Origin of the sequence: Paracerasibacillus soli (assembly GCF_042432965.1) — a bacterium.
GTDB lineage: Bacteria > Bacillota > Bacilli > Bacillales > Amphibacillaceae > Paracerasibacillus > Paracerasibacillus soli.
Map to the genome: position 1 here is coordinate 90333 of NZ_JBHLWL010000017.1, position 12915 is coordinate 103247.

Annotated in this window: 11 protein-coding genes; 3 read left to right on the forward strand and 8 right to left on the reverse strand. The window is 36.9% G+C overall.

Annotated elements, in window-relative coordinates; all coding sequences use genetic code 11:
• The 3 genes from ACFFIS_RS05355 to ACFFIS_RS05365 form a co-directional block, all read right to left on the reverse strand.
• A complete protein-coding gene (locus ACFFIS_RS05355; protein ID WP_390186485.1) occupies positions 1-948 on the reverse strand; it encodes a carbohydrate kinase family protein in 948 nt (315 codons plus the stop codon).
• 211 nt (positions 949-1159) lie between these two features.
• A complete protein-coding gene (locus tag ACFFIS_RS05360; protein ID WP_320380414.1) occupies positions 1160-2566 on the reverse strand; it encodes a sucrose-specific PTS transporter subunit IIBC in 1407 nt (468 codons plus the stop codon).
• A gap of 248 nt (positions 2567-2814) precedes the next feature.
• Positions 2815-3804, reverse strand: a complete 990-nt coding sequence (locus tag ACFFIS_RS05365) for a LacI family DNA-binding transcriptional regulator (RefSeq protein ID WP_320380415.1) — start codon at positions 3802-3804, stop codon at positions 2815-2817.
• Positions 3805-4114: 310 nt separating this feature from the next.
• Here ACFFIS_RS05365 and ACFFIS_RS05370 point away from each other — a divergent pair, with 310 nt between their 5' ends.
• A complete protein-coding gene (locus tag ACFFIS_RS05370; RefSeq protein ID WP_390186488.1) occupies positions 4115-4849 on the forward strand; it encodes an SDR family NAD(P)-dependent oxidoreductase in 735 nt (244 codons plus the stop codon).
• A 334-nt stretch (positions 4850-5183) separates the two neighbouring features.
• A complete protein-coding gene (locus ACFFIS_RS05375) occupies positions 5184-6446 on the forward strand; it encodes a GGDEF domain-containing protein (RefSeq protein ID WP_390186490.1) in 1263 nt (420 codons plus the stop codon).
• Between the two features lie 285 nt (positions 6447-6731).
• Here the strand turns inward: ACFFIS_RS05375 and rlmN are convergent, their stop codons facing one another.
• Positions 6732-7799 (reverse strand): dual-specificity RNA methyltransferase RlmN, encoded by a 1068-nt coding sequence (rlmN, locus tag ACFFIS_RS05380; protein ID WP_320380416.1) that lies wholly within the window; start codon positions 7797-7799, stop codon positions 6732-6734.
• Between the two features lie 180 nt (positions 7800-7979).
• Here rlmN and ACFFIS_RS05385 point away from each other — a divergent pair, with 180 nt between their 5' ends.
• The gene (locus ACFFIS_RS05385; protein ID WP_320380417.1) at positions 7980-8978 is read left to right on the forward strand and encodes an LLM class flavin-dependent oxidoreductase; all 999 of its coding nucleotides are present in this window, start codon (positions 7980-7982) and stop codon (positions 8976-8978) included.
• Between the two features lie 102 nt (positions 8979-9080).
• Here the strand turns inward: ACFFIS_RS05385 and ACFFIS_RS05390 are convergent, their stop codons facing one another.
• The 4 genes from ACFFIS_RS05390 to ACFFIS_RS05405 all read right to left on the reverse strand — a co-directional run bounded on the left by ACFFIS_RS05390 (position 9081) and on the right by ACFFIS_RS05405 (position 12810).
• A complete protein-coding gene (locus ACFFIS_RS05390) occupies positions 9081-9767 on the reverse strand; it encodes a phosphoribosylaminoimidazolesuccinocarboxamide synthase (protein WP_320380418.1) in 687 nt (228 codons plus the stop codon).
• A gap of 181 nt (positions 9768-9948) precedes the next feature.
• Positions 9949-11457: a succinyl-CoA:acetate CoA-transferase ScpC gene (gene scpC / locus ACFFIS_RS05395; protein ID WP_390186492.1), complete on the reverse strand. Its 1509-nt coding sequence runs from the start codon at positions 11455-11457 to the stop codon at positions 9949-9951.
• A 199-nt stretch (positions 11458-11656) separates the two neighbouring features.
• Positions 11657-12301, reverse strand: a complete 645-nt coding sequence (locus tag ACFFIS_RS05400) for a LytTR family DNA-binding domain-containing protein (protein WP_320380650.1) — start codon at positions 12299-12301, stop codon at positions 11657-11659.
• Positions 12302-12333: 32 nt separating this feature from the next.
• A complete protein-coding gene (locus ACFFIS_RS05405; protein WP_390186494.1) occupies positions 12334-12810 on the reverse strand; it encodes a PaaI family thioesterase in 477 nt (158 codons plus the stop codon).
• Positions 12811-12915 lie beyond the last annotated feature (105 nt).

Below are 12915 nucleotides of genomic sequence, written 5' to 3' on the forward strand. Positions count from 1 at the left end.
TTAAGTAGATAAATATTGTTTGAGCGCTGATTTATTTGGCAATGCTGTCATTGCTCCTTTTGATGTCGTAGCCAATCCACCGGATACACTTGCAAATTCAGTCATTTTCTTTATTTCACTTATCATGATTTGCTGTAAAGGTTTTGAAAATGTATCTAATTGATGAAGTATTGCTGACATAAATGCATCTCCAGCACCTGTTGTATCAACTACTTCCACTTCTAATGCAGGTACATGAACAACCTCACCCTGAAAATAAACTATACTGCCATCGCTTCCTAGCGTCACAAAGATAAGCGGAATCTGATATTGCTCTGCTAATTTTTGTAATGATGATTTACACATGCTTCCCATTAAAAACATTAATTCATCTTCTGCAAGTTTAAGCACATCAACCGCCTCTAAAACTGATTGTATCGTCTCTTTTGCTGCGCGTTCATTTTCCCATAAAGCTAGTCGTAAATTGGGATCATAGGAAATAAGCATCTCATTTGTCTTCGCATAATGAATGGCCTGCAAAGTTGCTTGTTTGGCATCAGCATGAATCAATGAAATGGAACCAAAGTGGAATATGTTTCTTGTCTGAAAGAGTTCTTCTCTTACGTCCGTTTTACGTAAAAGCTGATCAGCACTTGGGTCAATGAAAAATTCAAAAGAGCGATCACCAGTCGCATCTAGAGACACAAATGTTAATCCAGTTCGTGCCTCCCTTGTCATCACGATTCCACTTATATCCACTTGATAAGATGCTAATGTGTCTTTTAAAAAATGGCCAAGTAAATCGTCGCCAACTTTACCAATAAATGTTGCATTTGTCCCAAGCTTTGCTAATCCAACCGCTACATTAGCGGGGGCACCTCCCGGACTTTTTGAATAAGTTAATTGCTTGTTATCAACAGGTATGAAGTCAATTAAAGCTTCTCCAAGCGTAATAACACCTTTTCCCATAACAAACTCCTCTTTTCACATTTTTATAACCTCTTCATTTCCCTAAATTGACCTAAACCGCTCAATAGCGATAAAATTTACAATTTGGTCATGTTGCATAAAAGCCACGCTGTTGTATAAAACTTCCTTTTCGTACAATAAGGCTAGGACGTAGGGGCTAACCCCTTCACATTGTCCCAGCCTCATTGCAATGTACAGCATAACATACCATCTAATTCGTTTCTTTCACAATATTTTTCTTATCAGAATAACCAAACATCCATGTTAATGCGAAAGCCACCACAATTGCAAGTACGTTTACAAATATATATCCAATGATCTGGTGATTTAAATAAAGTAACGTACCCGGAATAACGGTAATGGCCATACCTGTAGCTTTTAATTTTAATAACGAAGCAGCAAACCCGCCTATGCCACCACCGATTAATCCCATCATAAACGGTTTACCATAACGAAGGTTAACCCCAAATATAGCCGGTTCAGTAATGCCTAAAAATGCCGATAATGATGAAGGTAATGCTAATGCTTTTAATTTTTTCGATTTTGTTTTTAATCCTACCGCCAACGCCGCACCACCTTGCGCAGCAGTTGAACAAGTAACAATTGCATTATATGGATTAAAATTTAACTGTTCAAGTAGTTTTATTTCCATTAAATTAAATATATGATGCACACCTGATATCACAATAATTTGATTAAAAAAGCCGATCAATAAACCACTAATTCCTAATGGCCAATTTAGAACTGCAACTGTTGCATCCAAAATATAATCTTCTACAATATGGAAGATCGGGCCTACCAAGAATAATGCAAGCGTAATCATAATGAGCAATGTTAGAAACGGAGTAACAATTAAATCTAAATACTCAGGTACATGCTTTCGTATTTTCCGTTCTAATTTTGCCCCGATTATTCCCGCAATAAATGCTGGTAACACAGAACCTTGATAACCTACGACAGGGATAAAATCTAAGAACATGAGCGCATGTACATCACCACCAGCTACTCCCCAAGCATTAGGTAAAGAAGGACTGACGAGCATTAAACCGAGTACAAGACCAATTACCGGTGTACCACCAAAGACCCTAAATGTTGACCATGTTATTAATGCTGGTAAAAATATAAATGCTGTATCTGTTAATATTTCTGTAAACAATAGAAAGTTATCAGAGATATCTGCTGGTGTCAGCCCAAACAATCCAAGTATTTCCTCTTGCATCACGAGCCCACGTACACCCATAAAGAGACCGGTTGCAACAAGTACAGGGATAATTGGAACAAACACGTCACCAAAAGTACGAATGGCCCGCTTCCAACCTTTTTGTTCTTCCTTCACTTCCTCTTTTTGTTCAGATGTTGATTTTCCTGTTATTCCAAGTTTTTCTATTTCCTCATAAATACGGTTTACCGTACCTGTCCCCAAAATAACTTGAAACTGACCAGAATTAAAAAAGGCACCTTTCACTTTGTCAATGTTCTCCACTTTCTCTTGATCAATTTCATCCTTATTATTCACCATAATACGCAGCCTTGTGGCACAGTGCGCAACGGAACGTATATTTCCCTCACCACCAACAGCTGCTATAATCCCTTTCGCAATACGTTGATTCTCTTTCATTGTTTTTCACCTCTCCTTTTTATTATATTTATTTTATATATGTATTTCAGGTGTGTGGTATCGATACCACAATTCCCATTCATACATATGTTGAAACACCTTTTTATTTACTCTATGCATATGGAATCGTTCCCATATTTATGATAAAAATCGTGCCTATCTATTTAAGCACGGATTCCCCACAAAAATATGACGCATACAATCCTATTTTTAAATTATGAAATCGATCCCATATCCTGTAAAACGAATTATACACTATCTCTTTTAATAATTCTATACTTCATTTGAATTTTTTTTGGCCTTTTTTCTTTTCCATCTATTATGTTTAAAATTAAGCGTGCAGCTTCTTTTCCAGTTTGCTCATTCAAAAAGTCAATGGTCGTTAATGAAGGTACAATGTATTGCGACACTTTTGAATTCCCCATACCTGTAATTGCTATATCATCTGGTATAGCAAGATGATGTTCATGCATATATTGCATCGCACCAATTGCAATCGTGTCTGTCACAGTTAAAACAGCTGTCGGCTTTATTGTAGATTGCTCCATCATCTGTTTCATTGCACGATAGCCAGTTTGATAATCAAAATTAGCATCCACTATCCACTGTTCATTTACAGGAATACCTGCACCATTTAGCGCGGCTAAATAACCGGCCTTTCGATCCACACCAACTGCTTTATCCGTTTCATGTACGCCAATAAACCCAATTTTGTTGTGTCCATTCTCTATTATGAGCTGTGTCATTTGCTTAGCCGCTTCAAAATCTCTATTCACAATAACAGAAACTCCTGGAATTTCTTGACCAATCACGACAATTGGGGTAGGGGAATTCCTAATTTCCTTTAATAGTACATCATTTACATTCGTTGCAATTAAAATTAACCCATCCACTTGACGACTGCGCAATAATTTTATGTGCTCAACTTCCTTTTCAGCATGTAAATTTGTATTTGTTAAAATAATTTGATACCCCTTTTTCGCAAGTTCGTCATTTATCGCATTTACTAATCGACTTGTAGTATCTGTGCTAAGTCGCGGAATAATAACTCCAATTACACTCGTTTTTTTCGTACGTAATGATTTAGCTTGTTCACTAGGTATGTATCCTGTTTCTTCAATCACCTTTAATACTCGTTTACGCGTTTCCTCACTAACATACCCTGAATCATTCAAAACACGCGAGACAGTGGAGCTTGATGCATTCGCTAATTTCGCGATTTCCTTAATCGTAATCATACTTATTTCCCCCGACGTAAATGATATACTTATTGTACTTGAAAAAGGGGATTTTTCCAATCGCAGTGATAACTAGCACTTTCTTAAGTTTTTTTCTACTAAAATGCTTAAATCTCATTAAAAATTTTGGCAGAATTTGACTGACCTGTGAATTTTTCGCGAATTTTTTTTGACATCGTTTTTTCAGTGGATATTTTTTGTTTTTAAACGAAGTATAATAGGTGTAGTATGTTTATTTAGGATGAATGTAGTATTAATGCTCAAAAAACGTAGTTCATTCTATTACTCATTACATTAGGAGGAATTTAATATGGGACGTTTACAAGATAAAGTTGCAATAGTAACTGGTGGCGCTTCTGGTATTGGTGCAATGATCGTGGACCGCTTTGTTAAAGAAGGTGCTACAGTTATCGCAGCTGATATCAATGAAGATGCTTTAAATAAAGCAAGCGAAAAGGAAAATGTGTACGGAATGAAGTTAGATGTAACTTCAGAAGAAGGTTGGAAAAGCTTAACAAAAGATGTTCAAGAAAAGTTTGGTAAAATTGACATACTTATAAATAACGCTGGTGTTAGCACAGAAAAAACAATTGATGAACTTGATTATAAAGATTGGGAATTTCTCAACAAAATTAACGGTTTTGGAACAATGCTTGGAATGAAATATACAGTTCCTTATATGACTGAAAACAAAAAAGGTGCCGTTGTTAACTTATCATCTATTACATCTCAAGTTGGAATGGGCTTAAACTCATATTCCGCATCAAAAGGGGCTGTACGTGCAATTACAAGAGCTGCTGCAACACAATATGCTCGTAATGGTGTACGAGTAAATGCTGTCTTCCCTGGTGTAATCCAAACACCTATGGTAGCTAGCCTTGAATCAAGTGATCAAGCACTTGCACAAATCAACGCAATGACTCCAATGGGCCGTTTAGGTAAACCAGAAGAAGTCGCAAGCGCTATCCTATTTTTAGCTAGCGATGACGCTTCTTATATTACTGGTGTAGAACTTCCTATTGATGGTGGATATACAGCATTATAAAAATAGCATGATTTCATTATACAAAATGAAATTGATACCTATAGATTTAACACTGTTAAAATGTGTTTCATCTATAGGTATTTTTTTGTGCTTTTTAAGTACCGTAGCGAGTATTTATAGGTAATTGAAGGAGGAAGATTCATGAGTGCTAACATCCACACGACGATATTTCTGCTTTATACTTTGCAAATTACTACTTCGCACCTTCACCCATCGATTCAAATATTCGCAATATAGACTTTTTATGGTTTTCCCTGAACCTTTTATGTTACAATCTAGTAAATAAGTCCTATTTTTAAATTCCAAAGTAATATTTAGAGAATGGAGGGAGAAATTGCGGTTAAAAATTTATATCCTTACTTTATTTTCTATTTCATTTATCTCCACTATTTTATTTGGCACAGCTCAAATTGAAAACTCTCTCTTTATAAAGGCTATTTTTCTTTACTGGTTTTTTACAACCCTTTACTCACATTTACAAATTGTCGTGACAAAAGGTGCCGTTAAAATGAACTATGGTATCCACTACAGTTCGTCATTCGGCTTGTTCGCGGGCCCGATTGGGATTTTTATGTTTGAATTTGTACAGCGTTTTATTGACTTCTTTTATAGAAAAATAACCAACACCGCAGACGACGAGGAATTCTTACATACATTTTATAATATCGGATCATTTGTCATTTGTAATACAACCATGTTCTTTATATTTCACAGTCTTTATCCAAAGGTTGCACATATTCCGTTTTCCTTTTGGTTTTTAATGATTTTACTCGTTATCGTCTCTTCCTTAATTTCGGATATCAATTTAATTACCGTATTCTTTCTTAATGGTGACTTAAAAACATTTAAAGAAGCAATTTCATTCATTAAAACGAGAGATATGTTAGACATGGGAAAAATGGCCTTCTCAAATGGACTACTCTACCTGCTACTTTTAGAAGAACGCTGGGAAATGATCATTGCACTTTTTATTTTAAACTATATTGTAAGTCGTTCCTTCATGGAAAAACACCAAAGCATGCAACATAAAGTCGAACGCGATAAATTTGAACAAATGGCTTATACAGACTTTCTAACAGAAGTCTATAATCGAGCATTTATGGATAAAACAATGGATAGTTTAAATAACGCAGATGAATTTATCGGTGTCATTGTTGCTGATATTGATTCCTTTAAAAAAATTAATGATACATACAATCATGCTGTAGGGGACCTTGCAATCCAACACTTTGCAGCCACCATCCAAGGTCAGTTAGATGACAAGGATTACTTATTTCGTAGTGGAGGCGAGGAATTTACAATTTTCCTCCGCGGAAGGTCTTATGTTGAATGTGTCGATTTAGTAGAACAAATACGGGCTTCGGTTTCGGCTGCACGTATAAAGGCTGAATACAAATCACAACAAATCAACATTCAATTAACGGCTTCATTCGGCATGTACTACTATAAAACTTGTGAGGAGTTGGAGATGAACAAAGCATATATATACGCTGATCAACTACTTTTTGAATCAAAAAAATATGGTAAAAATAGAGTAACAGCAAAAAATGGTCTACTAGATTTGCCAATATCAGAGCGGATAAATCTCGGAAATTAGAACAGTCCCCTATTTTAATGTGTATAAAGAAGGGGACCTTTTCTCATAATAAAGTTCTCAAACCTTTTCTGTCACATATTGTTCTTCATCTACGAAATGAAATACTTCTATTGTTTAAGACCAATGTTGTAATACGGTTCCTTTTACCGATAATGCTTAACTTATACACTTGTTTCCTGACATCCCTCTGGCTGACTGGACATCTACATAAGTTAAACAACAAAAAACTGCACATCAGTTAGCTTTTTTACGCTAAACATGTTGTACAGTTTCATCTTCAAGTTATTATCCTACTTGTTCTTTTTTTATTTGTTTACTTCTTAACTGTCCGCACGCTGCATCAATATCTGCCCCATTTTCCCAACGCACACCACAATTTATGCCATTTTCCTTTAATGTTTCATAGAATACTTGAATTTGATCGGTGTCACTACGTTGATACTGATTATGTTCATCAACAGTATTATACGGAATTAAATTCACATAAGATAAATGACGTTTTTTATGAAGTAGTTTAGCAAGTTGGCGTGCTTCTTCCTTATGGTCATTCACATCTTTTAACATAATATATTCATACGTAATTCGGCGATTTGCCGTTTCTAAATAATAATCGACAGCCTTCATTAACTTTTCAATTGGAAAAGCACGATTTATTTTCATAATTTGTGTTCTCAATTCATTATTCGGTGCATGTAAAGAAATAGCCAAGTTTACTTGAAGCTTCTGGTCCGCAAACTCATAAATTCGATGTGCCAAACCACTCGTGGAAACCGTGATATGGCGTGCTCCGATAGCTAATCCATTTTGGTCATTTACAACATGTAAAAATGCCATAAGATTTTCAAAGTTATCCAACGGCTCCCCAATGCCCATCACAACGATGTGACTGACGCGCTCATCTTTCCCTTTTTCATCTAAGTGAGCTTGCACCTTCATAATCTGCCCAACGATTTCGCCTGCGTTTAAATCACGCTTCTTTTTTAATAGGCCACTTGCACAGAAAGAACATCCGATATTACAGCCAACCTGCGTTGTAACACATACAGAAAGCCCATAAGGAAAACGCATTAAAACCGTTTCAATTAAATGTCCATCTGCTAAACGGAATAAAAATTTAATCGTTCCGTCCTTTGATTCTTGTTTAATTTCTTCTTCCAATGAATCCAAAACAAAATGATTTTCGAGTAGTTCAATACAATCTTTGTTCACATTTCGCATATCTGAAAATGCACGTACTCTTTTTTTATATAACCAATCCCAAACTTGTTGCGCGCGAAAACGCTTTTGTCCATGTTCTAAAAGCCAAGCTTGGAGATTCTCAAATGTCATGCCATAAATGGATACTTTGTCCATTTGTTACCCTCATTTCTAATCGTTACTATTATTATCAGCGTTGGTTTTTCATTCCGTTTCTATACTACTCTAACACTTGTTTGATTGCAATAAGAAGAAGTTTCCACCATATTATATTAAACAAATATTTCGCATTAAAATGCAAACCGTCGTATCCTTGACTTAAGGAGGGTTTCTATCATGAAAAGAACAAATGCAAAAACATTTCATCATATACCGCTTTCTGTTTTAGATTTAATACCTGTAAGTGAAGGTAGCGATATTCCTACTGCATTGTATCATAGTATAGATTTAGCACAGCACGCAGAACGATGGGGTTTTAATCGTTATTGGATCGCGGAACATCATAACAATCCTGGTATTGCAAGTTCGGCAACTTCCGTTGTGATGGGACAAATTGGACAAGCTACTAATGAAATTCGAATTGGTTCTGGTGGCATCATGCTCCCAAACCATGCTGCGCTTGTTATTGCTGAACAGTTCGGTACATTAGAAGCATTGTTTCCAGGACGGATTGACTTAGGCCTCGGACGAGCTCCTGGCACTGACCAAGTAACAGCCTACGCATTACGCCGTACTTTAAATCAACGAGTAGAAGATTTTCCGTTACAAGTAGAAGAATTAGAAAGTTATTTTAAAGGGGAATCACGTGTGCGTGCTATTCCAGGTGAAGGAGCAAATATTCCAATTTGGCTATTAGGATCAAGTGACTTTAGTGCAAGACTTGCCGCCTTAAAAGGGAAACCATTCTCATTTGCTAGCCATTTTTCACCTGATTATACATTACCAGCACTGCGATCTTATCGGGAACAATTCGAACCTTCCGCTGCACTAAGCAAGCCATATGCGATGCTCGGCTTAAATATCATTGCAGCTGAATCCGATGAAAAAGCACAATGGTTGGCCACTACTCAGAAGCAAATGCTAATCGCCTTACGTAGCGGAATGCCAACAACTTTAAAACCTCCAATTGGAGAAATAGCTGATTTTTCACCAGTGGAACCTTCTAAGGAAAATGAAATTCGTTCTTCCATTATTGGTGGACCTGATACAGTGAAAAGGGAATTAGAAAAGTTTATCGAATTAACAGCCGCTGATGAATTAATTATTACTTCACAAATCTACGACCAACAAGAGCGGTTGCGATCCTATGAAATTATTGCGGCATTAATGGCATGATAACTATTCCCTTGGAGATTACATGAAATACCAAAGATATATTAACCGGCTATCGCTTCTTTATTTAGGAGTGATAGCCGGTTATTTATCATGCCTATTGTTCTACACCTTTTCAACAATCAGTTCTGTTAGTTCAAGTGGCGACACAGCTTGTCCCCCTTTGAAAGCACGCATGTTTCCGCCAGAAATCTCATCAATTAAGATTATGTCTCCGGCCTGGTTTTTTCCAAACTCAAGCTTAATATCATATAATGTTATGTCTTTACGAGCTAATTCTGCCTTCACAATTGCTGAGATCTCCTTCGTGAGCACCACCATTTGGTCATATTCACTTGGGGTAATAATATGAAGCATTTCTAAAGCCTCTTTACTTATAGGCGGATCACCACGTTCGTCATCCTTAATCGTCACTTCTACAAAACCATCCAAAGTCTGTCCTTCTGATGCGTATTTCCCATAACGTCGCATAAAACTTCCGACAGCTCGATAACGACAAATAACTTCAAGCCCATCACCAAATGATGTGGCTGGTACCACTTTCATTTTTGCTTCATCCATATTCGCTGATAGATAATGGGTAGGAATATTATTTTTCTTTAATAACTCAAAAAAATAAGTTGTAAGTCGTAATCCTGCCTTTCCTGCCCCTTCTATTTGCAAACCGACTGTATTGGAACCCGGATCAAAAACGCCGTCCTCTCCTGTCATATCGTCCTTAAACTTTAATATGTAATTTCCATCCTCACACGCATAAACGTCTTTCGTCTTTCCCGTATATATTCGTTTCATGACAAGGTTCCCCTCCGTAGTCATTTTCTATCACAAGTTTATTATGGCATACAAGTGATTAGATGACAATTCCTCATTTTCACAGCACATTCATCCATGATGTAACAAAAAATACCAGTCCTCCTCCCCCAAGGAAAACTGGCTTTTCTTCTATGTTGAATCCCCACCATATAAGCACAAGTTATACAGTTATATTTTGCAGCATCGTACCATGTTTCATAAAACACTCATGCCAAGAAAATGCCTTTTCTAACACGTGTGGTGTTTGTCCGCCACGTTCAAGTGCTTCCTCATAATAATCCCACATTTGTCGTCGGTAAGTTGGATGAACACAGTTTTCAATAATGAATGGTACGCGTTCTCTTGGTGCTAATCCTCTTAAGTCAACATAACCTTGTTCCGTAACGACAACATCGACATCATGTTCTGTATGATCAACATGTGAAACAAATGGAACAACACTAGAAATATCCCCATTTTTAGCGATAGATTTGGTAACAAAAATTGCTAACCGCGCGTTACGAGCAAAATCTCCCGACCCTCCAATGCCGTTCATCATCTTTGTTCCCGTAACATGTGTAGAGTTTACATTTCCATAGATATCAAACTCTAGTGCCGTATTAATAGATATTAACCCAAGTCGGCGAATTATTTCCGGATGGTTCGATATTTCTTGTGGACGCATGACCAGCTTATCTTTATACTGATCAAAATTTCCATACACTTGTTTCATCTTTTCATCTGATAGTGTAATAGAACAACATGATGCAGTTTTAACTTTACCAGCATCCATTAAATCAAAAACAGCATCTTGTAATACTTCAGAATATACTTCTAAATTCTCAAATTCAGATGCTAACATACCGTGTAATACAGCATTTGCCACGGAACCAATCCCCGATTGTAGTGGTGCAAGATTTTCTGATAATCTACCTGCCTTGATCTCTTCACGTAAAAATGTAATTAAATGGTCGGCAATCTGTTGTGTCTCTTCATCCGGCGGCACAATAGGTGATGGTGAATCTAGTTGTTCTGTAAAGACAATTCCCTTTATCTTTTCTAAGTCAACTTTAATTCCATCATGGCCGATACGATCAGCACAGTTCATTAACGGAATAGGCTTTCGTTCACCTTGCATTTCTGGACTATACAGATCATGTAATCCTTCTAAGTCTGCCGGCTGTGCCATATTAATCTCCACGATAATATGTTTTGCATTCTCCGCAAATGACAATGAATTTCCAACCGACGTAGTAGGTATGATGGTGCCATCAGGCTTAATAGAAACCGCTTCCAAAATAGCGTAATCTATTTGCTTCAATGCACCAGTTCGTAACATTTCTGCAGTGTGTGACAGATGTTGATCAACAAATAAATGTGCCCCTTCATTTATCTTGCGTCGCATGGTAGCATCCGCTTGGAAAGGTAGACGTTTTTTTACAATTCCTGCTTCAGCAAACAACCGATCAATATCTGATCCTAATGAAGCACCTGTAAATATATTTACCTTAAATTCCTCTATATTCGCTCTATCGATTAATGCGAACGGAACAGCCTTTGCATCACCTGCACGTGTAAATCCACTTAACCCCAATGTCATTCCATCTTGAATCCAACTAGCTGCCTCATGAGCCGTTACAACACGTTGTTGCAAACTCGAGGCTTGGATACGTTCAAGTTTTTCCCCCATACATTCATCCCTCTTCACTTCATCATTGTAAAAGTTATTTTAACTTACAGATTGTTCTGTGAGGGAATTACTGTCGGAAAAACAATATTTCCGTTTAAAGTACATAATATATTTCTTAAGTGACCATATTTTGAGTTAGCATGCCATATAAATGATGCTGTTCCAAAGTGAGACGAGACTTTTAGGGTCCACTGTATGTCTAAAATCCTAATAACTTACGAAAATAGCTTGCATAATTTTGGCTCACTGGAATTTGTTGCCCATCATTCATTTCAAGTAAAAAGGTGGAATGTGTGTCTGGATATATTTCTTTAATATGGTTCACGTTCACAATAAAAGAACGATGACAGCGAATAAACCAATCATGGGGTAATGTATATTCAAATTCTTGTAATGTATTATTATGTGTGCCTTTGAAATTCGCAGCATAGACGTGTGTCTTACGATCTTTTACTTCAATATATTTCACATCACTAAATGGGATTGGCTTCCAACCATCAGCTGTTCGGACCGTAATAACTGATTTACCTTCCGTTAAAGCTGGATGGATTGCTAATACACTTCCTTTTACTTGCCCATCTTCATAGAACGGAACAGCCATACCATGATATGGCACACCAAACAATTCACGATTTACAAATTCAGAAACCTTTTGTTCATTTTCTAAAGCTTTATAAGCAAGCGTTCCTTTTTTAACAAGATCACCAGGCTTAATTTTCAAGTCGATACGCTTACTAGGACGATAATATGTATAAGTAGTTTTATTCGTAATAGCAATAGAAATTTCATCAGAAAATAATTCACCCAGCACATTTAATAGTGCATCTATCGTTAACTTTTCCATCATAAGTACGCTCCTTACGCATCCGAAACATTTTAATTTTTAAAAGTATCAGGCATTACGACAGCAACCACTTCTCCTTTCGCACAGCACGTATCTGCAGCGAAAACGCGAGTCGTCACTTTCCACTTTTTTGGATGAATTTCTTCTACTGTACCAATTGCTTTTAATGGAACATCACTCGGGGTTGGCTTCATAAAGTCAACGTGGAGCGATCCCGTAACAAATCTTGGCGGTTCAATTCCATCGCCTGGCTCATGACCATTTTTTCGATGTAGCGCAAGCGCAGCCGAGCCAGTCCCATGACAGTCAATTAAAGATGCAAGAATCCCCCCATATACAAAGCCTGGAATTGCCATGTGTACTTCACGTGGTGTGTACGTTGTTACAGTTTGATCCCCATCCCAATATGTTTTAAGATGTAGCCCTTGTTCGTTTAATCTACCACATCCATAACACCAAGCATAATCGTCTGCATATTCATCTTGAATGGCTTTCATCATATCTGACATTTATCTTCTCCCCTTTATCTCATCTTTTATTCTAGTATAACAGAATATGTTTTTAATCCTCATCCATTCATACAATAAAAATATATGGTCTTTAAATGATGTTAA